This is a genomic window from Faucicola mancuniensis (genome assembly GCF_046523945.1).
GTDB classification, from domain to species: domain Bacteria; phylum Pseudomonadota; class Gammaproteobacteria; order Pseudomonadales; family Moraxellaceae; genus Faucicola; species Faucicola mancuniensis.
In genome coordinates this window covers 738,969-765,179 of sequence record NZ_CP171363.1, presented here as the reverse complement: position 1 = coordinate 765,179, position 26,211 = coordinate 738,969, and the positions used below count along the sequence as shown (strand labels likewise).

The window sequence follows — 26,211 nt, the reverse complement described above, 5'->3', positions numbered from 1 at the left end:
GCAAATTGACTTTAAAAAAATGTTTTTTGATTAAATTTTAATCAATTTAAAGCTTTTTTAGTTTAAATAAAAACGATAATTATTTACATTATTGTTGTTTTGTTGGATAATATTGGAATTTTGTAAAACAAAGATAATTTGGAATATTTATGGCAATCAAAGACTTTCGGATTTATATGCGAATTGGGCATCGCTATGTAGGTTATTTTATGGCTGGCATCATGTTGGTGTATGCGTTAAGCGGTATGTTGCTCGTGTTTCGTGATACCGATTTTTTAAAACATGAACAACAAATTCACAAAACGCTTGCCCCAAATTTGAACCAAGAACAGCTTGCTAAAGAGCTTAGAATGCGAAATGTTGAGCTAAAGCCACAGCAAGGCACGCTTTATAGTTTTAAAGACGGCACTTATAACACAGCGACAGGCGAAGTGAATTATACCGTCAAAAAATTGCCAATTGTGCTAGAAAAAATGAATAATTTTCACAAATCTTCATCTAAAAGCAAGTTGGGTGGGTTAAATTTTTTGTTTGGTTCAACATTGTTGTTTTTTGTGGTGTCAAGTTTCTTTTTATTTGCCCCAAATTCCAAAATGTTTAAACGTGGCATGGCATTTGTCGCTGTTGGGGCGGTGTTGTCAGTTGTGTTGTTAATGGTTTAATGAATTGTTAAGGCTCTAGACTATCAAGAACTAAAAAACTCACTTAATCAAATCCCATAAATGGCGTTGTAATTCATTCAAATCTTTATTCCAACGCCATCTTGCGAAACGGTGTTTCTCATCTTTTAAGTGAAACTCAAAATTTGCGGTTACACCATTAAATTTGGCAAGCCTTCTTTTAGTAAAATTCTAAAAGCTCTCAATGCCATTATTTCTTGACGAAAGATATTATACCATCGGTTGATGGTGTTGCGATTTAATTCAAGTAAAATCGCTGTTTTTGTAGCATCTGTATCAGTGCAAAAGAATTTTATGATTTTTTTAACTTTATAGATGCTTAACTTACTGTTATATTTCATGTTTCTAGTCTAGTATGGGTTGTGTTGCTAGTTTAGAGCCAAATCAATTATCTTAAAAATGCCCTTGCATTTCTAAACAATCTTAACCACGCCCCATCTTTATTCCATTCTTCTGGTTTCCAAGAATGATTATACGCTTTCAAATTCCGCTCTGGGTGTGGCATCATAATGGTTACACGTCCATCCGTGCTACACACGCCTGTTACGCCTTGCGGTGAGCCGTTCGGATTGAGCGGATAATGCTCGGTTGGACTGCCTTGACTGTCCACATACCGCATGGCGATTTGACCGTGAGCCGTCATGCCTGCAATATCAGTATCGCTCAAAGTCGCATAGCCTTCGCCATGAGCAATCGCAATCGGCAAAATACTGTCCTGCATACCTTTTAACAACACAGATTTGGTGCGTTCAATTTTGACATTGACGGTACGTGCTTCAAAACGTGCCGAACGGTTGGCGATAAAACGTGGGAAATTCTCTGCCCCCGGAATCAAGTCTTTAAGCTGGCTCATCATTTGACAGCCGTTGCATACGCCTAAGCTAAAGGTTTCTGGACGAGTGAAAAAGCGGACAAACTGCATTCTTAATTCATCGTGGAACAAGATAGATTTTGCCCAACCAGAGCCAGCCCCCAACACATCGCCATAACTAAAGCCACCACAAGCGACAAGTCCATCAAAATCACGCAGATTGACACGCCCTTTTAACAAGTCGCTCATATGCACGTCCACCGCTTCAAAGCCTGCTTGGGTAAAACTGCTTGCCATTTCTACATGACCGTTTACGCCTTGTTCACGCAAAATTGCTACTTTTGGCTGTACCGTGCGACTGTTAATATACGGTGCTTCAATCGCTTGATTTAAGTCATAATTGGCAAAACTGATTAAACCTTGATGTTTGTCATCGCTAATTAAATCAAATTCTTGCTGCACACACGTTGGGTTATCACGATTTTTGGCAATATGATAGCTTACTTTTGTCCATTCTTGTTGTAATTCAGCACGGCTAAAGTTTAACGTTTGTTGATTAGTTTGGATAATTAAACTGTCTTCTTCGGTGCTTTGTCCGATTAAACTTAATAAGTCGCTTACGTTTGATTTTTCGGCTAAAGCGATAAAGTCCGCCACGTTTTCTGGCAACACTTGCACCACCGCACCCAATTCTTCGGCAAATAATTGACCGATTAAATTATCATCATTTAACACCAATTTCACGCCTTGACGACTGGTAAATTGCATTTCGGCAACGGTTGCCAACAAGCCACCATCACCAATGTCGTGATACGCAGAAATCAAGCCTTGAGTGTTGGCGATTTGGATAAAGTTAAAGAAATTGATTAAATCTTGAGCATTGTCAAGGTCTGGGCAAGTGTCGCCCAATTGGCTCATCGTTTGGGCAAGGATTGAACCGCCAAGACGGAGTTGCCCTTTTGACAAATCCAAACGGTAAAACGCACTCTCAGTATTTTTCAATTCTGGCGTTAGCGTTTTTGCCACGTTTTGCACAGGGGCAAATGCCGAAATAATTAAAGATAATGGCGAAACGACCGATTTATTTTCACTATTTTCTGACCAATTGGCACGCATTGATAAACTGTCTTTACCCACAGGAATAGCAATCCCCAAAGCAGGGCAAAGCTCTTCACCCACCGCGTAAACCGCATCATACAAAGCTTGGTCTTCTTTGTCTTCGCCACACGCCGCCATCCAGTTTGCTGATAGCGTGATGTCCGATAGCTTGGCGATGTTCGCCCCTGCGATGTTGGTAATCGCCTCCCCAACTGCCAGTCGTGCGGACGCTTGTGGGCTAATCAAGGCGACAGGCGTGCGTTCGCCCATGCTCATGGCTTCACCTGTCATCGGCTTGCCGCCAAGACTTAACAAAGCGGAAGCCGTTACTGCACAGTCGGCAACAGGCACTTGGTAACGTCCGACATACTGGTCTCGCACCACCATGCCTGTGATTGAGCGGTCGCCAATGCTGATTAAAAATGATTTACTCGCAACGGTTGGGTGGCGTAACACGTCTTTAACGGCTTGATTTAAATCAACTTTTGTTAAATCTAAAGCGATTAAATCAGGCGTTGAACGGTTAAAACTACGTTTCATTTTTGGTGTACCGCCCAACAGCACCTGCAACGGCATATCTACAGGTTGTTGCGTGCCGTCTGTGTTTAACAATGGGTCGTTTACTATCAATTGACGAACTTCGGTCGCTTCCCCCAAAATCGCATACGGACAGCGTTCACGCTCGCAGATACTGTCAAACAGCTCCGCACTTTCTGGGCGAATTGCCAATACATAGCGTTCTTGGGCTTCGTTTGACCAAATCGCCATTGGCGACATACCTTTTTCCAAAGACGGCACGGCTCGCAAGTTTAGCACCGCACCCAACTCATGGTCGTTCACCAATTCTGGCATGGCGTTAGACAAGCCACCTGCTCCCACGTCATGAATGGATACAATCGGATTTTTATCGCTTTCGGCATCGTTACCAGCCATCGCCCAACAACGGTCAATCACTTCTTGGCAACGGCGTTCCATCTCGGCATTATCACGTTGCACCGATGCAAAGTCCAAACCTTCGTCCAACTCGCCACTATCCACCGAACTTGCTGCACCGCCACCCAAACCGATTTGCATGGCTTGACCGCCCAACACAATCAGCAAATCGCCTTGTTGAATGGCATTTTTCTCAACTAAATTTCGCTTAATATTACCATAACCGCCTGCAATCATAATCGGCTTGTGATAGCCACGCATTTGGCTACCGTCCTGCTCTTTTGACGTATCAAGTTGGAACGAACGGAAATAACCGACCAAATTGGGACGACCAAATTCATTGCTAAAGTTTGCCGAGCCAAGCGGTGCTTCGGTCATAATTTGTAAAGCCGATGCCATTCGTTCTGGCTTGCCGTAATTGGCGGTTGAAACTTTACCACTTTGCTCCCATTTTTCAGGCATTTCGGGTAATTGCAAATGCGACACATGAAAACCTGCCAGCCCTGCTTTTGGCTTACCGCCACGCCCTGTCGCCCCTTCATCACGGATTTCACCGCCAGAGCCTGTACTCGCCCCTGCGTACGGTGCGATTGCGGTTGGGTGGTTGTGTGTTTCTACTTTCATCAAAATATCAATGTTTTCTTGATGAAAATCGTATTCTAAGTGATTGTTTTCATTGTTTAAAAGCGGATAAAAACGCAAACCGTCAAAACCTTTAACCACAGCCGCATTGTCTTTATAAGCGGATAAAATATCGTTCGGATTTTTTTGGAAGGTATTTTTAATCATGCCAAACAAGGATTTTAGCTGAACTTCGCCGTCAATCCTCCATTCGGCGTTAAAAATCTTGTGGCGACAATGTTCCGAATTGGCTTGGGCGAACATCATCAGCTCAACATCGGTCGGATTGCGTTTTAATTCATTGACATACGCATTCATCAGATAATCAATATCTTGAGATGACAAGGCAAAACCAAACTCAATATTTGCCTGTTCTAATGCGGTACGACCGTTGCCAATCACATCAACGTGATTAAGCGGTGCAGGCTCATGGTCATTAAACAATTGTTCGGCTTTTGCCAACTCGTAAAACACACTTTGGGTCATACGGTCGTACAACATTATTTCAACATTGTGCGGTAATTTTTTGTCGTCTTTTGGCAGATTTTTCCCAACTAATGTATAGATAATTACACGTTCCACACGCTCAATCGCTACTTCGCAATTGTTAAAAATATCAGTCGCCTTACTCGCCCAAGGGCTAATCGTGCCAAAACGTGGGCTAACCATGACTTGCAATTGTCCGTCCATTGGCAAAATTAACGATTTTTGTTCGCCATGATTTAATAAATCAATGGCTTTTTGTTGGTCTTTTTCGTTTAATGCCTTGGAAAAAACAAAAACTTGTTGGCTAATAATGTCGGTAAGTTGATAATCGGTTGCGTTATTTAATGTGTTTAGCAACTGATTTTTTTGAAATTCAGTTAAAAAAGTGTGTCCAGCGATGATAGTCATAAAATAGTTCCGCTTGCTTTGAAAAAAAGTTGGGGAAGAAAAAATTACGCTATTATAACATCAAATCCCTTGATTTTCAGAAAGATTTTAGGCAAAATTTTGCCAAAATTGACAGCCAATTACCAATCAGAAAAAAATTTATGCCAATTATAAATTATTTTTTAGTTTTTGAAAAAATTAGCGTATAATAAATACATTTTTAAAAAAATAATAAAAAATATCTGTTTCACCTTTTAGTAAGCACAAGCCATCATGCGAATTACCCAATACAGCGACTATGCGTTACGCACCTTGATTTATCTAGCCGTCAAGCCCGATAAATACAGCCTTGCCAATATCCAAGACATTGCCGACAGTTATGGCATTTCTAAAAATCATTTGACAAAAATCGTCCATCAGTTGAGCCGATTGGGCTTGATTGAAAGTATGCGTGGCAAAAATGGCGGTATTCGTTTGGCAAAAAACCCAAAAGATATCAACATTGGTACAGTTTTACGCCAAACGGAAGCTGATTTTGCGGTGGTGGATTGTTTTAATCCTCTCAAATCCACCGTTCAACCCAAAAATCAAGCCAATGATGAACAATTTTCCCCACAAAAAGCCTATTTTTTGCAAAATAACATCACCGATTATGTGCCAATCAATGAAAAATTGGTGGTAAAACAAGTAGATGATTTGCCCGAACCATCTTGTTGTGTGATTTCGCCTGTTTGCCAGTTAAAGCCGATTTTTTTTGAAGCCATTCAAGCCTTTATCCAAGTGTTTGACCGCTATACGTTGGCAGATATGATTCAAAATCAAGATGGAATCAACGCATTATTAAAATAAAGTTATCAATACAATATCATAGATAACTTTTTATAATGATAAATATAGGAAGTGATTTATGAAACGTCATGAAAACTTGCAACCGCTGTCACGAGAACACCATTTTGGGCTGTCTATCAGCCAAAAAGCTCGCACCTTAGCCGATGATAGCAGTGTTGATGAACAGCACCATCATTGGCAACAACTTATTGATTTTATTCAAGATAATCAGTTAAAACATTTTTCTACCGAAGAAAAATATCTCGTCACGCCCCTACTTCGCAAAATTCAACGCAACGAAAATCAACCTTTGTCAAATCATTTGTCAGAGCAAAATGCTGATGTTAAAAAACTTGCCGAAAAATTGTTGGCAGAACATGAATTGTTAAAAACCTTGAGTGAAATAACCAATCCCACGTTGGACGATGTCAGACGTTTGGGCGAGGCTTTGTATCAACATATTCGTTTTGAAGAGCGAGAAGTGTTTGGATTGGCAGAAACCTTGTTAAGTAAAGAAGAATTAGAGCAAGTTTTTCAAGCATCTTTAAATTAATTTTTTAGAATCAAATAGATAGCTGATTGACCCTGCGACCAATCAACCGCCTGTCAAAGTATTTACCAAACGTGTGGGGCAAGATTTGTACTTGGGGCTTGATGAAAATGCGGTCAGTGATTTGGTGATTAAGGATTTTTATACGTTGGATAATGGCTTGATTGGTCTGCAAGATGGACAATATTATAAAACGCCAATCCCTTGATTATCAAGGCATTGGCATTTTTATTCAGAAAACCCACAAGAACATGAGTTTTCGTAAATAAGGTTGTTATCCCCGCTACACCACTTGATACACTGTCCCACCTTCATCATGAAATTTTTGTTTCATGTCATTCATGCCTTGTTCAATGTCTAAACCTTTGGCATATTCACGCACATTTTGGGTGATTTTCATCGAGCAAAATTTTGGACCACACATCGAGCAAAAATGTGCTGATTTATGGGCTCGTTTCGGCATGGTTTCATCGTGCATTTCTCGTGCTGTGTCTGGGTCAAGTGAGAGATTAAACTGGTCTTCCCAACGGAACTCAAATCGAGCCTTAGACAAGGCATTATCACGCACTTGTGCCGATGGGTGTCCTTTTGCCAAATCCGCCGCATGAGCTGCAATTTTATAGGTAATAATGCCGTCTTTCACATCTTTTTTATTTGGCAAACCCAAATGCTCTTTTGGCGTTACATAGCACAACATCGCCGTGCCATACCAACCAATCATCGCCGCCCCAATTGCAGACGTGATATGGTCATACCCAGGGGCAATATCAGTGGTTAAAGGTCCAAGCGTATAAAATGGGGCTTCTTTACAGACTTCAAGTTGTAAGTCCATATTTTCTTTAATCATGTGCATTGGCACGTGTCCCGGCCCTTCAATCATCACTTGTACATCATGCTCCCACGCTCGGTGCGTGAGTTCGCCTAAGGTTTTTAACTCACTAAATTGGGCTTCATCATTGGCATCTTGAATACAACCAGGACGCAAACCATCACCCAAACTAAACGACACATCATAGGCTTTCATAATTTCGCAAATTTCATCAAAATGCGTGTATAAGAAATTCTCTTGATGATGAGCCAAACACCATTGTGCCATGATTGAACCCCCACGAGAGACAATGCCTGTCAAACGGTTTGCCGTCAATGGCACATAACGAAGTAGCACACCTGCATGAATGGTAAAATAATCCACACCTTGTTCGGCTTGCTCAATCAGCGTATCTTTAAAAATTTCCCATGTTAAATCTTCTGCCACGCCATTGACCTTTTCTAGGGCTTGATAAATCGGTACAGTGCCAATCGGTACAGGCGAATTACGGATAATCCATTCACGCGTTTCATGAATATTTTGCCCTGTGGATAAATCCATGATAGTGTCTGCACCCCAACGTGTCGCCCACGTCATTTTAGCCACTTCTTCTTCAATGCTGGAGCCGAGTGCCGAGTTACCGATATTGGCATTAATTTTTACCAAAAAATTGCGTCCAATAATCATTGGCTCGCATTCAGGGTGATTGATATTACACGGAATAATCGCTCGTCCCATCGCCACTTCTTGACGCACAAATTCAGGCGTGATTTCAGTCAGATTTTTCGCCCCAAAATTTTCGCCCTTGTGCTGTCGCATATCCACATTTTCACGTTGTTTTTGGTTTTCACGAATGGCGATATATTCCATTTCAGGCGTGATAATGCCTTGTCGTGCGTAGTGCATTTGCGTTACATTTTTGCCGTTTTTGGCACGGCGTGGGTTTTGAATATGGGCAAAACGAATATTTGCCGTGCGAATGTCTTTTAAACGCTCACGCCCAAACTGACTGCTTAAACCGTCCAAAAGTTCAGTATCGCCACGTTCTTCAATCCACGTATGGCGGATAGATGGCAAACCTTGATTTAAATCAATTTGAACCGTTGGGTCGGTGTATGCGCCTGAAGTATCGTATACCAAAATCGGTGGATTTTTCTCTACGCCATCGTTCACCAAACCTGTAGGCGTATCGGTGAGAGAAATTTCACGAAATGGTACACGAATATCGGCACGAGAACCTTGCACATAGACCTTGATAGATGCAGGCAAAATGCGAGTTAAATCTTGAGCTTGTTGCTCATGATTGCTTGTGTTGTTAGGGGTGATGGTTGGATTTGTTAATTGGCTCATACAATTTTCCTTATTGGCTTTAACAAATCAAGCCAATAAAGTCATCGCCAATCAACAAAAATAGACAATTTTGAAGATGAATGACTTTGATTAACTTGATTCCTACGCAGGTATTAACCTTCAGGTTCAACGGTATCTGTCTATAACTTTTTAAATAAGACAATCTCAACCACTGATTAGTGGTACTCCGTCAAGTTAACGCTATATTAGGCAATTTTTAACATTTTAGCAAGCAGATTGATAAAATTTTTTGATAAAAAAACTGCCTTTATAAAGACAGTTTTTTTAACAAACAAATTAAAATTTAACCTTTATAGGCATATTTTGGGTCAGCCGAAGCCGTAAATAACACGTCCGTTGATGAGTTCAATGCCGTTTCTACCGAATCTTGCACTACACCAATGATAAAGCCAATCGCCACCACTTGCATGGCAATGTCATCAGGAATGTTAAAAAAGCTACAAGCCAATGGAATCAGTAGCAACGAACCACCAGCTACGCCAGACGAACCTGCCGCCCCCAACGTAGAAACGACTGCCAACAATAACGCCGATACAAAATCAACCTGCATACCAAGTGTATGTGCTGCTGCAAGCGTCATCACGTTAATGGTAATCGCAGCCCCCGCCATGTTAATCGTTGCCCCAAGCGGAATAGTTACCGAATAAGTATCTTTGTGCAAGCCCAATTTTTCGGCTAAATTCATATTAACAGGAATATTTGCCGCTGATGAACGGGTGAAAAATGCGGTAATGCCACTTTCTTTTAAGCAAGTAAATACAAGCGGATACGGATTTTTGCGAGTTTTGAAAAATACAATTAACGGATTGACCACCAACGCAATAAAGAACATTGAACCGACCAACACCGCAAGCAATTTGGTATAGCTTAACAAGCCTTCAATACCTGTTTCTGACACAGTTTGAGCAACCAAGCCAAACACGCCAAACGGTGCAAACCAAATTACCCATTTTACCACGCTTGACACAGCGTCCGCACTATCATCCAACAATTGTTTAGTACTATCAGACGCATGACGTAATGCCAAACCCAGCAAAATTGCCCACGTTAACACACCCATATAATTGGCGGTGGCGATAGAATTAATCGGATTACTCACCATATTGCCAAGCAAAGTCGTGATAACTTCGGCAAGCCCTGATGGTGGTTTTTGGCTGATTTCGCCTGTTACCAAGGTGATATTGGTTGGAAAGAGAGTGCTTGCCACGACCGCCGTCAAAGCTGCCAAAAATGTGCCAATCAGATATAACATCAAAGTTGGACGCACGTTTACTTGTGTGCCTGTTTTGTGTTGAGCCAGCGATGCGATGACTAATACAAAAATCAACAAAGGTGCAATCGCCTTTAACGCACCGACAAATAACGAGCCAAAAATGCTAAAAAATTTGACAACATTGTCAGGCATCACGCCACCGACAATCGCACCGAGTACCAAACCGATAACAATCAGTGGTACAAGCCCTATGCGTTGATAGGCTTGAAATAATTTATTCATAAAAACCCCAATTTTGTTTAAAAATGGTTTATCAAAAGTTATTTATCACCGTGATAATGATAATTAAACGTTATATTAACATTTTTTTACACAAATAAAACTAAAAATCCAAAAAAATTGTAACTTTAGAACCTGTCTTCACCACATCACGCAGTAAAATTATTTGATTTGAAAGATTTGCAAGGCAAAATGGGGTAGGGTAGATTGATAAAATTGGTATTTGACACGTCCCTGTGCGGTTAATGCAGGGTCGCTGTCAACGATTTCAAGCAGTTTATTTGCCTTTAAATCAACAAAAGTCTGCTCGGTTAAATTGATGACAATACCATCAAAATTTTGTAAAAATTGAGCATTATCCGTCAAAATCACAGGAGATTTTGCAATATTCTCATGATGATGGCTAGTCAAAACTTCGTGTGGAATAAAAGACACAGGGTCAAACGACCACAACAAAGCATCTAAGCTCGCAACTGTGGTAGTATTTGCCAAAATCATCACGCTGTCTTGGCTTTTTGCGATAATCGTTTGGATTAACTGACAAACAAAATTAAGTAATTTTTTTGTTGGCGGTAAAATATAAAAATTGATTTGCATAAACACACATAAAAAAAGCAGGCTGACACATGACATTTTAACATAAGCCATTGTGAATAGAAAATGAAATAATATTTTTTTAAGAAAAAATATATTTAAAATCAACAGTTTGTGATTTTTTTAATAAAAATATAAAAAAAAATAAAAAAAGTGCTTGACCTTGCCTCAAAAATCCTTATAATATGCACACACAACGACACGATATATAAAAAATTAGATATCAAGATATGTTGTTAAACAAGCGGGAATAGCTCAGTTGGTAGAGCACAACCTTGCCAAGGTTGGGGTCGCGAGTTCGAATCTCGTTTCCCGCTCCAAATTTTAAAAAGCCTAACTCAATAGTTAGGCTTTTTTATTATCCCTAATTTCCCGATTATCAAGGCTTCCAAGTTTTAAACTCCCATTTTTCTTCAAAAATGATTTGTTAATTTAACTAATCAAATTTTGCCAAAATTTTTGACCGTGACCATTTCGTAACCACAATTTTTTACAGTTTTTTAAAATGACCCTGCCCGTAAAATCATTGTTTATTTAAATGTAATTTATTTTTAAGATTATTTAAATTTTTTGTTTTTTTAATATACTACAAAAGTTTAGGGGCTGTACTAGATTAGAGTTAAATTTCATACCATTTTCTCAATAGACCTCTTTCCAAACCAACAAACAAAACTGATATAATACCAACTTTATCAACCAAAACCACAAAAAAATAACACCCGAACAAGCACAAAAACTAACTAAAAATCAATTTAAACGCTATTTTGGCATAGAGCGAGAAACCTATCAGCACATACTAAAAATACTCCAAGAAGCCTATACCGAACAACACAAACAAGGTGGTAGAAAAGCCAAAATAAGCCTAGAAAACAAACTCATGATAACACTAAACTACTACCGAGAATACCGAAGTCAATTTCATCTAGGACAAGACTTTGGCATTAGCGAAAGTGCAGTATGCAAAGCAATTAAATGGGTAGAAAGCATACTTATTAATCATAAAGACTTTGCCTTACCCAGCAAAAAAGCCTTATGGCAAGACCCTAACATAGACACGATACTGATTGACGCAACCGAAGTACCCATAGAACGCCCCAAAAAAAGCAAATCATAAGTTATCATCACAACGTGTGTTAAATGAGCATGTTATTGGTAAAATCAAACGTTTTAAAATATTATCTTGTCGTTATCGTAATCGCAGAAAACGTTTTGGATTAAGGGTCAATCTGATTTCTGCGATTTATAATTTTGAGTTAAGGTGGTTTGGAAAGAGGTCTATTGATGATTTGATGAATTATGTTGATTTTTAGAATAAATGGTGTTAGATTATTTATCAACGGTTTGTTGGAAACAAATGTGTAAAAAAAAATTGAGGCATTAGATAATGATAGTAGCCAAAGGTAATAAAGACAAGATTAAAGGCTTGTGTAAGGTCTCAATTGGTATTTTTTGTAGTATTGGTACTCAACTAGCATTTGCTGATATGTCAACTGGTCAAAAATGATTGGCATCGCAAAAAGCCACCAGTGGCATTGCCAACCAGTATCAATATGACTCCAAAATTAACGCTAGATGGTGAAGTATTACTATCCAAAGGCAGTTATAAACTGGGTTCTGGGGTCAAGTTAAAATACGGTTATAGTAGTCCTTATAGTGGCAGTTTACCGAGTTTGCTTGATAAAGATATTACCGCAGGTAGTTACTATGCGATTGGTTATAATTTACAAGGCATGAGCCAAGCTCAATTGGAAAAAACTAAAAAGACACTTGAAGATACCAAAGCGAAATTAGAGAAATTTCAAGCCAGTAAAGACCAAACGGCTCTTGCAGGATTAACCAAACATGATTTGACGGGTGCCATCATGCAAGCGGGAGTACAAAGTTACTTTGCTGTATTACAAGCTCAAGATGTGATTGCCCAAAAACAAGCAGGAATTATTACTAATCCTTATATGAGCATTGGTACATTTGGCACAGGATTAAGTACCCAATACCGTTTTGGTTTGGCAATAAACACCAAACCTAAAGGTGTGATTATGGATATTGACCGTATTTTAAAACAAACGGTGGATAAAGATAATGTGCGAGCTAATGTTACTGCCTATAATCGTGCGACAGGTCCGAGTATGTCGCTCAATGAAAACTTGATTCCTGAGCAGTTGTTTGATGACCCGAAAACTACAGAGAAAGAAGCACAAGGCATTTCAGCGGTAAAAGCTCTACAAATTGCCAGTTCTCAAGGTCAAACGATTTATACCGTTACCAAAGCGAATTATGCTGAAATTTTACCAAAGCTGAATCACAGTACGGATGTGATGACAGATGTGCGTAATGCAATCAATGCAGGTAAGGAAGTGACTATTTCACAAACGCAGGTTCATGCGTTTGGTTGGAGTGGGACTGGGTATATTGTGCTTGACCCTGAAAGTGGGGTTGGTGGGTATTTGATTGGTGGTGGGGCTGATGGTGGGTGGACTCAAGAACAAGCTGGATATGCTAGTGGCTTATCTGCAGGAATTGCTATATCTGGAATGTTAATAGCTTTTGATGGTTTAAGTGCTATTACAGCAGACCCTTTAGTAACTCCAATTCTAACAACATTTGTCATTCTACCGTTTTTAATAGGAAATCTAATTGGAATTTTAATTTCAGGCACTTTGTTTGGTTGGAGCGATTTAGCTTACAGTTGCTATTTAGCAGGCTTAGTAAATGGTCTAGCACTCAGTGCTTTGGGATTTATGTGGGGCAGTAGGTTTTCAGGAGGCATAGGTGCGTTAATGGCTCTTCTTAATATTTATATGTTTCATGATGAGACTTTACCTGTTGCTTCTGCATGCGGAGTTAATATTTAATGAATAAATGCCTATATTATCTTGGTCTTTGGTTCTTTATATGGGGATTATTTGTTCTAATTGCTTTATCTATATTACTTTATAAATCAATTATACCTGGTTGGATATTCTATATCTTAATTAGTGGTATATTTTATAGTTTGGTGAGAAAATCGATATTGATTTTTATAAGTGCTATAGGTTTTTTTCTCTCAAATTACTATTTTTTTCAACCTAAAAGTATAACTGAAATTTTGATAGTCAGTTGTATATTGTTGTTTTTTCTCATATTTATATATATTATTAATATAAAAAAATTTTTGGTATTCAATGAAAAATTTAGCAGAAGTGAATAAAGCTTGGCTTTGAAACTCCATAAATTGTATTAGGGAGTTATGGTATGCTTAGTATTGATGATGTACTCATATTTACTATGGTTTTCTTTGGTTTTCGCTCAGCTTGAAAAGACTAAAACCACGCTTAAGAACGCCAAAGCCAAACTGGAGAAATTCCAAGCGACCAAAGACCAAGTGGCATTGCAAGGTTTGACCAAACACGATATCACAGGGGCGATGATGCAAGCTGGGGTGCAAAGCTATTTTGCCATCAACCAAGCCCAAACAAAGAAGCTATACTTAGTCTAGGTGTGGCAATTGCAATTAGTATTGCCATTGCTCTTGCTATAAAAACGGAAGTTATTTCTTTAGGAACTGCAACACCTGTTGTCGTGCCTATTATTGCAACTTTAACCACAATGTATCCTGCTACGGCTAGTGCAAGTGGTAAGGATAATCATTGTTTCACCAATAGAGGTAGAATTCAAGCCCAAGGAGAAAAATTAGAAGAATCCATAGCTTGGAATACAAACGAGCCTATAACTGCTGAACAGGGTCTAACTATGTTAGAAGCACTAAAATCAAAATTGAGTAAAAAAGATTTAAAAATACGAGAGGTTCCTTTTATGAAAGCAGAACGATTTATACTTAATTGTAAAATAACAAACGGATGTGATGCTCCCGTTTTCTGGTCTAACTTAGTTTCTGGTACAGCTCATGAAAGGGTAGATATTGAAATTAGGACAGGTAAGGCGTTCGAGTAATGGAAATTGATAATATTTTAAATGATAAAGATTGGGTTAGAAATTTAAAAAAGTATAAGGTTATTGAAGATTATATTTTCCAAATATTTCAAGATACTCTAAGGTGTATCGACAGTGATATTCAATTTTGGAAAATTCCTTTCTTCAATGCTCCTTTTTTTGAAAATGAAGAAAATGGTAATTCAATATTTTCAGCTTTAAACCAACAGAGAAACTATATAATTAAAGTAATAATTGATGAAGAATATTCTGCATTGACATCATGGAAAAGTGAATTTAATTCAATTCCCCTAGATGTTATTTATATGAATTCTAACTATTTGAAAGAAATCAAAGAAAACTTTAAAGAGATAATTCTTAACCATGAAAAAAATATTCTTAATTCCAAAAATGGAAAGTAAGGAGTCAAGTACAAAACAATAGAAAGAAGCTGAAGGGGGTATCTGCGGTAAAAGCATTACAAATTGCCAGTTCTCAAGGTCAAACGATTTATACCGTTACCAAAGCGAATTATGCTGAAGTCCTACCAAAACTTAATCACAGCACGGATGTGATGACAGATGTAAAAAATGCGATTAATGCAGGTAAGGAAGTAACTATTTCACAAACTCAGGTTCATGCGTTTGGTTGGAGTGGGACTGGGTATATTGTGCTTGACCCTGAAAGTGGGGCTGATGGGGGTTTTTTATTAGGAGTTGGGATGGGTGGCTTAATTTCTGTAGCAATCTTATATGCAGCAATTCCTACAACTGTTGTTTTACTACCAATGATATGGCTTACTGTTGCTCAAATATCTGCAATAATTTTTACTATTGGTTTAATAGAAGCGATTGTAAATGGAATAAGCCCAAGATGTTTTATTGAGGGATTAGCGACTGGATTAAGTTTAATGGGCATTGGAACAATTGCAAGACTAACCATAAATACTTTATCAAGAACAATAGCAGCTATTGGGTTAATAGGTGCCTTGAGTACAACTATATCTGGCTCGGTAGCCCCTTCAAACTGCCCATTAATTGTTTAGAAACATGAATACCTTATATTTTTTATCACTAATAGCGGTTGTTTCTATTAATTAACCTCAATTCGATATAAAAAATCATTTAACTTATTGAAAAAATATAAACAAATAAGAAACCTACAATAAAGAATACCCCAACAGGACATTTTTTAATGTAGGCTTCTTTGTTTGATGACAATAAGCAATCAACCCTGCCAACAAATTACTCATAAACCCAACATAACTACGATGCCTTGAATGCTCAATTTGACACATATTCTTTAACTCATCAAACACAGTTTCAATCAAAAAACGGCGTTTAAGCAATCGTCTATTTAACCATGAAATATCTTTAGATTTCATATTCTTTTTAACATTCGTGATTAACTCAATATCTAAATGCTCATCAAGCCAATCTGTCAATGATTTATCAATATAACCTTTATCAGCAAAGAGTTTACCAAAAACATGAGATTCACAAAGTCTTTTCACAGGTTGCCTATCATCAACATTGCCTTTGGTTACGGTTAGATTGACCAATTCACCTTTATCATTGATAATGACGTGTAGTTTAAAGCCAAAAAACCACCCCATACTGCTTTTACCTCGCTGTGCTGTTTCTGCAAATACTTTGTTGCGGTTGATACGGTGATTATCACATACGGCTAAACTGGTTGAGTCAATGTAGTTTATGCCTGTGCAGTTGTTTTGCATGAGAGATTGTAGGTAGTCACACATGGGAACTATTGCTTTTTCCATGAGTTCTACCATTCTTGTGTAGCTTGGTAGGTTTGGAAAGGCAGGTTTTAGCCATTGGGTGAGGTAGTTGTAGTAGAAGGCTTTAAATTCTCTGTATTTTATTTGGTGAAATACTACCAATATGGTGATGATTTCTGATAAACTAATACGGCATGGTTTGTTTCGTGTTTTTTTACTGCTTTTGCTCTTTTGGGTTAGCATTTTCTTCTGTTGTTCGTTTGTGTATGTTTTGCAATAGTCGTCTATGTGGCAGTATAGTGCTTCGAGGTTGTCCATGTAAGAAGTCCTTGTTAGGGTTGTTTGTGGTGAATTTACTTTAACATATTGGGCTTCTTTTTTTTAGTTTTTTCTTATGTCGAATTCAGGTTAATTTATATATACTGTTTTTTCCAACAGGCATAAATAATAAGAAATTTCTAGGACAAATGATATATGCAGTTCTATTTGTGGGAACTATGTATATAATGCTTTACAATAAAATATAAACCATCTATTTACTTAACTTAAACCCCACCAACCCCAAAAAAGGCAAATAAAACTCGGATTTGGTGGGTTCTAGCAGTTCATCAGCGATTTTGTTAGCATGATCATCAGTACTTGCTCCGATAGGAGCATGACTGCCTAACTCTGGCAAATTTGCCAGTTTTTTGGCAAACATCAATCGTTGTTTATCAGTTATTTTAATCAAAGAATTTTGTTTGCCGTTGTTATTAATAGAGGCTCTAGACTAGCAACACAACCCATACTAGACTAGAAACATGAAATATAACAGTAAGTTAAGCATCTATAAAGTCAAAAAAATCATAAAATTCTTTTGCGCTGATATAGATGCTACAAAAACAGCGATTTTACTTGAATTAAATCGCAACACCATCAACCGATGGTATAATATCTTTCGTCAAGAAATAATGGCATTGAGAGCTTTTGGAGTTTTACCAAAAGACGACTTGCCAAATTTAATGGTGTAACCGCAAATTTTGAACTTCACTTAAAAGATGAGAAACAACGTTTCGCAAGGTGGCGTTGGAATAAAGATTTGAATGAATTACAACGCCATTTATGGGATTTGATTAAGTGAGTTTTTTAGTTCTTGATAGTCTAGAGCCTTCTTTTTATTATGACTTCATTACATACAGCTATACCTTTTATTATGGATTTTGTAAACAATTATTCAGACTTCGATTGAATAAATTTTACTTGAAACCATTCTTAAATCCCCCCATTAAAACCTTATTTCCTACACAATAAGAAAAGAAGCACTCAAAATGGCACAACTTGACGCAATCAAAATCCGTGGAGCAAGAACCCACAATCTCAAAAACATTGACCTAGACATTCCCCGAGATAAACTTGTCGTGATTACAGGCTTGTCAGGCTCTGGCAAGTCGAGCCTAGCCTTTGATACGCTGTATGCCGAAGGGCAACGCCGTTACGTTGAGAGCTTGTCCGCCTACGCACGTCAGTTTTTGTCGCAAATGGAAAAACCTGAAGTTGATAGCATTGAAGGCTTATCCCCTGCAATTGCTATTGAACAAAAGTCCACTAATCACAACCCACGCTCTACCGTTGGCACGATTACCGAGATTTACGATTATCTGCGTTTGCTTTATGCTCGAGTTGGCACGCCATTTTGTCCAGAACATCACCTGCCGATGGTCGCCCAGACCGTTACCGAAATGGTGGATATGGTGATGAATTTGCCGATGGATACTAAGCTTATGATTTTGGCAAGGGTGATTGATGAGCGAAAAGGCGAACATTTATCGGTTATTGAACAGTTGCAAAGTCAAGGTTTTACCAAATTGCGAGTTGATGGCGAGATTTATGATATTGACGAAGTGCCACCGCTTGCCAAAACCTTTAAACACACGATTGACGTGGTGGTGGATAGGTTTAAAGTGCGTGATGACTTGGGCAATCGGGTTGCCGAAAGTTTGGAAACGGCGTTGCGACTTGGTAATGATATTGCGATTTTGCATTTTATGGACGGTGAAGTCAATGGCGAAAAACGTGATGAACAGATTTTATCCGCCAAACACAGTTGCCCTGCGTGCGACCGTGCGGTTGCCGAGCTTGAGCCAAAATTGTTCAGTTTTAACAATCCGTATGGGGCGTGTCCTGTCTGTGATGGCTTGGGCAAACGCCAATATTTTTCGGCAGAAAAACTGATTGGACACCCAGAAAAATCGCTTAATCAAGGGGCGATTAGCGGTTGGGACAAACGCCACGCCTATTATTTTGGGCTTTTGACAACAGTTGCCGAGTTTTATGATATTGACATGGATACGGCTTGGCAAGATTTAAGCAAAAAACACAAAGACATTATTTTGCATGGTTCTAAAGACAAAATTACCTTTAATTTTGTGGACGAACGTGGACGAAAATCCACCAAAACCGTACCGTTTGAAGGCGTTCTGCCGTATTTGGAACGCCGTTATCAAACCACACAAAGCAACCTTGTGCGTGATGAACTTGCCAAATATCTTGCCGATGCGACTTGTGATGCCTGTCATGGCTCACGGCTCAACGAAATCGCTCGCCATGTGGAAATCAACGACACGACTATTTTTGACATTGTGAAAAAATCCATTGGCGATGCACAAGGGCATTTTAACACGTTAAAATTGGGCGGTGCAAAAGGCGAAATTGCCGATAAAATTATCAAAGAAATCAAAGAACGTTTGGAATTTTTGGTGAGTGTTGGTTTGGATTATTTGACGTTGGCACGTTCAGCCGAAACTTTATCAGGTGGCGAAGCCCAACGTATCCGCCTTGCCAGTCAGATTGGGGCAGGTTTGATGGGCGTGATGTATGTGCTTGACGAGCCGTCAATCGGTTTGCACCAACGTGATAATGACCGACTTTTGCAGACTTTGACACGCTTACGAGATTTGGGCAACACTGTCATTGTCGTGGAGCATGACGAAGATGCGATACGCCTAGCCGACCATATTATTGACATTGGCGTGGGGGCAGGTGTGCATGGCGGTTATGTGATTGCCGAAGGGACAGCAGAGCAAATCGCCAAAAACAAAAACTCTTTAACAGGTCAATATTTGTCTGGTAAAAAACAAATTGCCGTACCAAAAAAACGTCACAAAGCCCAAACTGATGACAAGGGCAAACCAAAAATGATAACGCTCACAGGAGCGAATGGCAATAATCTAAAAAATGTAACGCTCAACTTGCCGATTGGCGTTTTGACTTGTGTTACAGGCGTGTCGGGTTCTGGTAAATCTACTTTAATCAATCGCACCTTATTACCGCTTGCCACCACGCAACTTAACAACGCTACCACCCATGTGGCAGAGCAATTTGACAGTATCACAGGGCTAGAACACCTTGATAAGGTTGTGGACATTGACCAAAGCCCGATTGGGCGTACCCCACGTTCCAACCCTGCGACATATACTGGCGTATTTACCAATATCCGAGATTTGTTCGCTCAAACGCCCGATGCCAAAGCTCGTGGCTATCAGTCTGGACGCTTTAGTTTTAACGTAAAAGGTGGACGTTGCGAAACGTGTCAAGGCGATGGCTTGATTAAAGTGGAAATGCACTTTTTGCCTGATATGTATGTGCCGTGCGATGCGTGTCAAGGCAAACGCTACAACCGTGAAACGCTAGAAATTCATTATAAAGGCAAAAATATCAATGACGTACTCAACATGACGGTGGAAGATGCGACAACGTTTTTTGAAAATATTCCTGCCATTCATCGCAAATTGCAAGCCTTGATGGACGTGGGGTTAAGCTATATCACGCTTGGACAATCCGCTCCAACCTTGTCTGGTGGCGAAGCCCAACGTGTTAAACTTGCCAAAGAGTTGTCAAAACGTGATACAGGGCAAACCTTGTATATTTTGGACGAGCCGACTACAGGTTTACACTTTCATGATATTGCTAAGTTGCTTGACATTTTGCACACGTTGCGAGATAAGGGCAATACGGTGGTAGTGATTGAGCATAATTTGGACGTGATAAAAACGGCAGATTGGATTGTGGATTTAGGCTATGAAGGCGGTAGCGGTGGCGGTGAAATCGTCGCTGAAGGTACGCCAGAAGAAGTCGCCAAAGATAAAAAATCGCATACAGGGCGGTTTTTGAAAGGGTTATTGAAATAAAACTTAGTAAAAAAGAAAAGAGAGGCTCTAGACTATCAAGAACTAAAAAACTCACTTAATCAAATCCCATAAATGGCGTTGTAATTCATTCAAATCTTTATTCCAACGCCACCTTGCGAAACGGTGTTTCTCATCTTTTAAGTGAAGTTCAAAATTGGCGGTTACACCATTAAATTTGGCAAGCCTTCTTTTAGTAAAACTCCAAAAGCTCTCAATGCCATTAATATGACAATTACTGTGTGCAAACTCATTTTTACTGTGGTTTACCCTAAAATGCTTATCATAACCCACATCAACTAAGCCATTATCGCCACGAAAGCCTCTGAATAAATAATGCTATTCACATCAACCCTACCTAGTATCAATGCTTGTAGCGTGCCTTTTTTGCAATCTGGTACAATTTCAGTATAAACTCTACCATCACGCTCAAAGATACCAAAAACAGGTTGTTTAAGTGTACCACCCCCACGTTTAAGTTTACCATGAAAACCACGTTGGCGTTTTGCTCCAAAATAGCTTTCATCAAGTTCTATTTCACCGTATAATAAGCGTTTTTGATTAGACCTCTTTCCAAACCACCTTAACTCAAAATTATAAATCGCAGAAATCAGATTGACCCTTAATCCAAAACGTTTTCTGCGATTACGATAACGACAAGATAATATTTTAAAACGTTTGATTTTACCAATAACATGCTCATTTAACACACGTTGTGATGATAACTTATGATTTGCTTTTTTTGGGGCGTTCTATGGGTACTTCGGTTGCGTCAATCAGTATCATGTCGAGATTAGGGTCTTGCCATAAGGTTTTTTTGCTGGGTAAGGCAAAGTCTTTATGATTAATAAGTATGCTTTCTACCCATTTAATTGCTTTGCATACTGCACTTTCGCTAATGCTAAAGTCTTGTCCTAGATGAAATTGACTTCGGTATTCTCGGTAGTAGTTTAGTGTTATCATGAGTTTGTTTTCTAGGCTTATTTTGGCTTTTCTACCACCTTGTTTGTGTTGTTCGGTATAGGCTTCTTGGAGTATTTTTAGTATGTGCTGATAGGTTTCTCGCTCTATGCCAAAATAGCGTTTAAATTGATTTTCAGTTAGTTTTTGTGCTTGTTCGGGTGTTATTTTTTTGTGGTTTTGGTTGATAAAGTTGCTATTATATCAGTTTTGTTTGTTGGTTTGGAAAGAGGTCTAATAAAAGCGTATGATTCGCTTTTATTGTTTGAATGAACATAATCAATCTGATATAACAACTTTTGGATAAAATCAAGCCTAAAATAACCAATGTTACAAATAATACGACATAAAATGTCGTATTATTTTTATAACCTACTTGCAAAGACTAAATAATTTTGCCATACTACAATAAATTCAACAAATGTTACTTTATTATGCCAAACGCTAATCCCTACACCAACAACAGTTTTCAGTCCTCCGACCTCAAAACCATTCTCCATTCCAAACGTGCCAACATCTACTATCTTCAATACTGCCGTGTTATGCAAAAAGACGGTCGCATTCTCTATCTCACCGAATCGGAAAAAGAAAATCTCTATTACAACATTCCCATTGCCAACACTACTTGCATTTTGCTTGGCACGGGTACGTCCATCACGCAGGCTGCCATGCGAATGTTGTCGCAAGCGGGCGTGTTGGTGGGGTTTTGTGGCGGTGGTGGTACGCCACTTTTTATGGGGACGGAAATTGAATGGTTTACGCCACAATCTGAATACCGCCCAACCGAGTACATTCAAGGTTGGCTGTCGTGGTGGTGGGACGATGACAAGCGTTTGCAAATGGCGAAAAAATTGCAACTGGCACGGCTTGATTTTATGCAGGACGTTTGGGTAAGGGATAAGGATTTTCGTGCCGTGGGTTTTGACAGCAAAAACGAGCAAATTGTAAGCTTACAAAATCGCTATAAAGAGATGATTTTTGGGCAAAATAGCGTTAATGATTTGCTCACGCTTGAAGGGCGTATGACCAAAGATTTGTATCGCCTTGCGTCCATCAACACCAATAATGCAGGGTTTAGCCGTGAGCATGATGGGGTGGACAAAGCCAATGCGTTTTTAAATCACGGCAATTATTTGGCGTACGGATTGGGGGCGACAACGGCTTGGGTGCTAGGCATTCCACACGGTTTTGCAGTCATGCACGGAAAGACACGTCGTGGGGCGTTAGTCTTTGATATTGCAGATATTGTCAAAGATACGATTGTGTTGCCATTGGCGTTTATTTGTGCCAGTGATAACGCAAGCGAGCAGGAATTTCGCCAAGAATGTTTAAATTATTTCACGGCTTACAAGGCGTTGGACGTGATGTTTGACACGGTGAAAGCTATGGCGTTAAACCAAGATTGGGGACATTGAAATGCTCGTTACCTTTATTTCTCAATGCGAAAAAAAGGCGTTAAATCGCACCAGACAGATTTTGGACACATTTGCCAATCGCATTGGCGATAATGTTTGGCAAACGGCAATCACGGAAGATGGGCTGGACACGGTCAAGCGTTTATTAAAATCGTCTGCCACCAAATCCACCGCCGTCAGTTGCCACCGTGTACGCACACGGCAAAGAAGTGAGCTTGTGTGGGTGGTGGGCAATCGCAAAAAATTTAATGAACAAGGGGAAGTGGCGGTGAATCGCACACAAAAAGAGATGGCACATTACCAAGACAGTAAACTTTGGCAAAATTTAGAATTGATTGCCATTGCAGCAGGTATTGCGGGGCTTTTTCACGATTTCGGCAAAGCCAATGATTTATTTCAAAATAAACTTAATCCAAAAAAAGAAAAAGGCACAAAAAACTATGAACCTTATCGTCATGAATGGGTGTCGTTTAAATTGTTTGAAGCCTTTGTACAAAATCAATCGTGTGAACAATGGCTAAATATGCTGATTCATTCAAATCAAATTGATGAACAATCTATTTTAAATTATGTCGGTAATAAAAGTTCTCGTGATAATTTGAACAATATCAATAGCGAAATAAAATTCAATGCTTTTGATGATTTTACAAAATTAGTAGCATGGCTGATAGTTTCTCATCATCGTTTATTGGTTTATCCTTATTTTGAACAACATCAACCATCATTGGAAATAAATAATTTAGCTGATACATGGCTAACAGATTGCGATATCAAATGGAATTCGCCTACTTATACCAAAAACAATTGGCGTGATGATGAAAAGCAAGTGAATTGGCAATTTTCTTTGGGTTTACCTTTAAGAAGCCAAACTTGGCAACAACAAGCGATAACACTTGCTAACAATGCCAAAAAGATTTTGAAAACGATTGAAGTTTTTGATTGGCAAAATGATTTATTAACACAACATTTGGCTAGAATGATGTTGATGACGGCTGACCATTATTATTCCGCTCAAAATGCAACGCCACACTTTTGTGATAAAAATTATCTTGCCTATGCCAATACCGATGGCAATAAACAGCTTAAACAACGCCTTGATGAACATAATGTTATGGTTGCTCATCATGCGTATCAATTTAGCCAAAATTTGCCCAAGTTTTTATCAGAATTACCCACTTTGGACATCAATCGTATTTTAGAACGTGGTTTTGATAATGCAGATAAAACATTAAGCCAATGGCAAGATAAAGCAGTTATTATCAGTCAAAAAGTCAATCACGCCAGTCAAGAAAATGGCTTTTTTGGTATCAATATGGCTTCAACAGGCAAAGGAAAAACTTTTGCCAATGCTCGGATTATGTATGCGCTGGCAGATGAAAATAAAGGTTGTCGTTTTAGTGTGGCTTTGGGATTAAGAACACTTACCACACAAACAGGACAGGCATTGCAACAAAATTTGCATTTAGATAAAAGCGAAATCGCCACATTGATTGGCTCAAAAGCGATTCTTAACTTATTGAATGCCAATCAAGAAAATAAAGATGATACACTCATCAAAAAGCAAAAAGAATTGCTAGAAAATTTAGAAAAAACCGCTTTGGCTTTGCGTGGTAGTGAAAGTTTGGAATTAGATGATGATTTTGAAGTGGAATATGACGAAGACATTCAAATAGAAAAAAATACATTACTCGCTAAATGGTTTGGTAAAGATCCCAAATATCAAAAATTATTGCACGCCCCCATTTTGATTAGCACGATTGATTATTTAATTCCAGCAACCGAAGGGTTGCGTGGAGGTAAACAAATTGCGCCAATGTTACGGCTATTAAGTGGCGATTTGGTATTAGATGAACCTGATGAATTTGGTTTGGCAGATTTACCTGCATTGGCAAGGCTTGTTAATTGGGCGGGTATGCTTGGGGCAAAGGTTTTGTTATCAAGTGCAACCATTCCATCTGCAATGGCGTATGGTTTGTTTGAAGCATATCAGGCAGGGCGAAAAATTTATCAACGGTCTATGCTTGGTAATACGCAAAATCCAAATATTGTGTGTGCTTGGTTTGATGAATTTTCATCAAAAAGCATTCAAATCAATGAAATGGCTGATTTTTTAAAAAATCATAAGCAATTTATTGATAAACGCATTGAACAGTTATCCAAAAACAGACAGCCTGAACGCAGAGCCAAAGTTATTCCCATTGAAAGTGAAGAAAATGCGATTGAATCTTTGGCAGATACAATTTATCAAAACATTTTTAATGTCCATTCATTCAATCATCAAAGTAATGAAAGCCATTGTATTTCACTGGGTGTCGTGCGTTTTGCCAATATTAAACCATTGGTTGCAGTAGCTAAACAATTGATTAAAAAAGAAGTGAATGATGAATATTGCATTCATTATTGCGTTTATCACAGTCAATTTACCTTATCGGCTCGTTCATCAATTGAAGAAAAACTAGACAGAATTTTAAACCGAAAACAAGCTAATACGATTTGGCAACACGATGAAATCAAACAAGCAATTGCAAAAAATTCAAGTGCTAAACATCATATTTTTGTCGTTTTAGCCACATCGGTATGCGAAGTAGGACGAGACCATGATTATGATTGGGCGATTGCTGAACCAAGCTCTATGCGTTCTTTGGTGCAACTGGCAGGACGATTGCAACGTCATCGCAAGCAAGCTGTACAGCATGAAAATTTATTCATTTTGAATGAGAATTATAAAACGCTAATAGGGGAAAAAGTAGTGTATGAAAAACCAGGGTTTGAAAGTCAAAAATACATCATTGATGGCGATAAATCCATTAGTTGCACGTTGCTGCCTGAACAATATCAAACAATTAACGCCATTCCTAGTATTCAACTGATGAAACCAATAAAACCACCTTATACAAATTTGGTAGATTTGGAACAAAGTGTTTATTGGTATAAATTAATGGGTGTAAACAATCAAAATAACAAACCGTTTGAACCCAATCATGCCAAACTTTGGTGGCAAGAAAAAGTAACTTGGGCAGGTGAAATTCAACGCCAACAACCTTTTCGTTTATCATCGCCAGAATTGACCTTTGTTTTAAAAGCTAATTCACAAGGGAAAATGACTTGGTATCATCAAAATGATAAAAATCAACTGATTGCAAGTAACTTGATTATGTTTTATGATAATGTAAAATTAGGTAAAAATAGCTTTATCTGGTTTGATATTGATGAATGCCTGCAATACGAACAAATTGCCGAACGATTAAATTTGAATGTGGATAAAGTGCCTAATATTTATGGCGAAGTAAGTATTCCGTATTATAAAAATTCAGATAAACCATATTTTTATCATCCTTTTTTGGGTGTATTTACAGATATTTAATAC

17 protein-coding genes, 1 tRNA gene, 6 pseudogenes and 1 riboswitch are annotated in these 26,211 nt (G+C 38.7%); of the genes and pseudogenes, 14 read left to right on the top strand and 10 right to left on the bottom strand.

Annotated features, from left to right (window positions below):
* Positions 1-149: 149 nt before the first annotated feature.
* Positions 150-662 carry a PepSY domain-containing protein gene (locus tag ACGTJS_RS03900; protein WP_315043325.1) on the top strand — a complete coding sequence of 171 codons (513 nt, stop codon included), beginning with the start codon at positions 150-152 and terminating at the stop codon, positions 660-662.
* A gap of 39 nt (positions 663-701) precedes the next feature.
* Here the strand turns inward: ACGTJS_RS03900 and ACGTJS_RS03895 are convergent.
* The 3 genes and pseudogenes from ACGTJS_RS03895 to purL form a co-directional block, all read right to left on the bottom strand.
* Positions 702-872: pseudogene (locus ACGTJS_RS03895) on the bottom strand (IS1595 family transposase); the annotation flags it as partial.
* Positions 872-1,021: pseudogene (locus ACGTJS_RS03890) on the bottom strand (transposase); the annotation flags it as partial. The pseudogenes ACGTJS_RS03890 and ACGTJS_RS03895, both read right to left, overlap by 1 nt.
* 47 nt (positions 1,022-1,068) lie before the next feature.
* Positions 1,069-5,037, bottom strand: coding sequence for a phosphoribosylformylglycinamidine synthase (gene purL / locus ACGTJS_RS03885; protein ID WP_410472869.1), 3,969 nt, complete (start codon positions 5,035-5,037; stop codon positions 1,069-1,071).
* A 252-nt stretch (positions 5,038-5,289) separates the two neighbouring features.
* On the opposite strand from purL, the gene ACGTJS_RS03880 reads away from it, so the two are divergent.
* Together ACGTJS_RS03880 and ACGTJS_RS03875 are read left to right on the top strand one after the other, a co-directional pair.
* Positions 5,290-5,865, top strand: coding sequence for an Rrf2 family transcriptional regulator (locus ACGTJS_RS03880; RefSeq protein WP_315043323.1), 576 nt, complete (start codon positions 5,290-5,292; stop codon positions 5,863-5,865).
* Between the two features lie 58 nt (positions 5,866-5,923).
* Positions 5,924-6,397, top strand: a complete 474-nt coding sequence (locus ACGTJS_RS03875; protein WP_410472868.1) for a hemerythrin domain-containing protein — start codon at positions 5,924-5,926, stop codon at positions 6,395-6,397.
* A gap of 280 nt (positions 6,398-6,677) precedes the next feature.
* Here ACGTJS_RS03875 and thiC read toward each other — a convergent pair whose 3' ends face one another.
* The 3 genes from thiC to ACGTJS_RS03860 all read right to left on the bottom strand — a co-directional run bounded on the left by thiC (position 6,678) and on the right by ACGTJS_RS03860 (position 10,662).
* On the bottom strand, positions 6,678-8,552 hold the full coding sequence (gene thiC, locus ACGTJS_RS03870) for a phosphomethylpyrimidine synthase ThiC (protein WP_410472867.1): 1,875 nt from the start codon (positions 8,550-8,552) through the stop codon (positions 6,678-6,680).
* 82 nt (positions 8,553-8,634) lie between these two features.
* Positions 8,635-8,752, bottom strand: a riboswitch (TPP riboswitch).
* 104 nt (positions 8,753-8,856) lie between these two features.
* Positions 8,857-10,068 carry a serine/threonine transporter SstT gene (gene sstT, locus ACGTJS_RS03865; protein ID WP_410472866.1) on the bottom strand — a complete coding sequence of 404 codons (1,212 nt, stop codon included), beginning with the start codon at positions 10,066-10,068 and terminating at the stop codon, positions 8,857-8,859.
* A gap of 159 nt (positions 10,069-10,227) precedes the next feature.
* Positions 10,228-10,662: a DNA polymerase III subunit chi gene (locus tag ACGTJS_RS03860; RefSeq protein WP_315043318.1), complete on the bottom strand. Its 435-nt coding sequence runs from the start codon at positions 10,660-10,662 to the stop codon at positions 10,228-10,230.
* A gap of 241 nt (positions 10,663-10,903) precedes the next feature.
* Between ACGTJS_RS03860 and ACGTJS_RS03855 the strand changes: the two genes are divergently transcribed.
* The 7 genes and pseudogenes from ACGTJS_RS03855 (at position 10,904) to ACGTJS_RS03825 (ending at position 15,613) form a co-directional block, all read left to right on the top strand.
* A tRNA-Gly gene (locus ACGTJS_RS03855) sits at positions 10,904-10,979 on the top strand.
* A 392-nt stretch (positions 10,980-11,371) separates the two neighbouring features.
* A pseudogene (locus tag ACGTJS_RS03850) lies at positions 11,372-11,969 on the top strand (transposase family protein).
* A gap of 216 nt (positions 11,970-12,185) precedes the next feature.
* Positions 12,186-13,511 (top strand): hypothetical protein, encoded by a 1,326-nt coding sequence (locus ACGTJS_RS03845; protein ID WP_410472865.1) that lies wholly within the window; start codon positions 12,186-12,188, stop codon positions 13,509-13,511.
* A 392-nt stretch (positions 13,512-13,903) separates the two neighbouring features.
* Complete coding sequence (locus ACGTJS_RS03840; RefSeq protein WP_410472864.1) at positions 13,904-14,134, top strand: hypothetical protein; 231 nt, start codon at positions 13,904-13,906, stop codon at positions 14,132-14,134.
* Between the two features lie 2 nt (positions 14,135-14,136).
* Positions 14,137-14,589: a hypothetical protein gene (locus ACGTJS_RS03835; protein WP_410472863.1), complete on the top strand. Its 453-nt coding sequence runs from the start codon at positions 14,137-14,139 to the stop codon at positions 14,587-14,589.
* Positions 14,589-14,990 (top strand): hypothetical protein, encoded by a 402-nt coding sequence (locus tag ACGTJS_RS03830; RefSeq protein WP_410472862.1) that lies wholly within the window; start codon positions 14,589-14,591, stop codon positions 14,988-14,990. Before ACGTJS_RS03835 ends, ACGTJS_RS03830 begins: the two co-directional genes overlap by 1 nt.
* Before the next feature lie 152 nt (positions 14,991-15,142).
* On the top strand, positions 15,143-15,613 hold the full coding sequence (locus ACGTJS_RS03825) for a hypothetical protein (RefSeq protein ID WP_410472861.1): 471 nt from the start codon (positions 15,143-15,145) through the stop codon (positions 15,611-15,613).
* 114 nt (positions 15,614-15,727) lie between these two features.
* Here ACGTJS_RS03825 and ACGTJS_RS03820 read toward each other — a convergent pair whose 3' ends face one another.
* On the bottom strand, positions 15,728-16,624 hold the full coding sequence (locus ACGTJS_RS03820) for an IS982 family transposase (RefSeq protein WP_410471537.1): 897 nt from the start codon (positions 16,622-16,624) through the stop codon (positions 15,728-15,730).
* 214 nt (positions 16,625-16,838) lie between these two features.
* Positions 16,839-17,036, bottom strand: a complete 198-nt coding sequence (locus ACGTJS_RS03815; protein ID WP_410472860.1) for a hypothetical protein — start codon at positions 17,034-17,036, stop codon at positions 16,839-16,841.
* 70 nt (positions 17,037-17,106) lie between these two features.
* Here ACGTJS_RS03815 and ACGTJS_RS03810 point away from each other — a divergent pair.
* Positions 17,107-17,426: pseudogene (locus ACGTJS_RS03810) on the top strand (hypothetical protein).
* Between the two features lie 187 nt (positions 17,427-17,613).
* Positions 17,614-20,472, top strand: a complete 2,859-nt coding sequence (gene uvrA / locus ACGTJS_RS03805; protein ID WP_410472859.1) for an excinuclease ABC subunit UvrA — start codon at positions 17,614-17,616, stop codon at positions 20,470-20,472.
* Between the two features lie 51 nt (positions 20,473-20,523).
* On the opposite strand, the pseudogene ACGTJS_RS03800 reads toward uvrA, so the two are convergent.
* Together ACGTJS_RS03800 and ACGTJS_RS03795 are read right to left on the bottom strand one after the other, a co-directional pair.
* Positions 20,524-21,011 (bottom strand): annotated as a pseudogene (locus ACGTJS_RS03800) (IS1595 family transposase); the annotation flags it as partial.
* A gap of 42 nt (positions 21,012-21,053) precedes the next feature.
* Positions 21,054-21,597: pseudogene (locus ACGTJS_RS03795) on the bottom strand (transposase family protein); the annotation flags it as partial.
* Positions 21,598-21,863: 266 nt separating this feature from the next.
* Between ACGTJS_RS03795 and cas1f the strand changes: the two are divergent.
* Both cas1f and cas3f read left to right on the top strand, forming a co-directional pair.
* The gene (gene cas1f / locus ACGTJS_RS03790) at positions 21,864-22,844 is read left to right on the top strand and encodes a type I-F CRISPR-associated endonuclease Cas1f (protein WP_410472858.1); all 981 of its coding nucleotides are present in this window, start codon (positions 21,864-21,866) and stop codon (positions 22,842-22,844) included.
* 1 nt (position 22,845) lies between these two features.
* Entirely contained in the window at positions 22,846-26,208 is a 3,363-nt protein-coding gene (gene cas3f / locus ACGTJS_RS03785) for a type I-F CRISPR-associated helicase Cas3f (RefSeq protein ID WP_410472857.1), read from the top strand.
* The last annotated feature ends 3 nt before the right edge of the window (positions 26,209-26,211 follow it).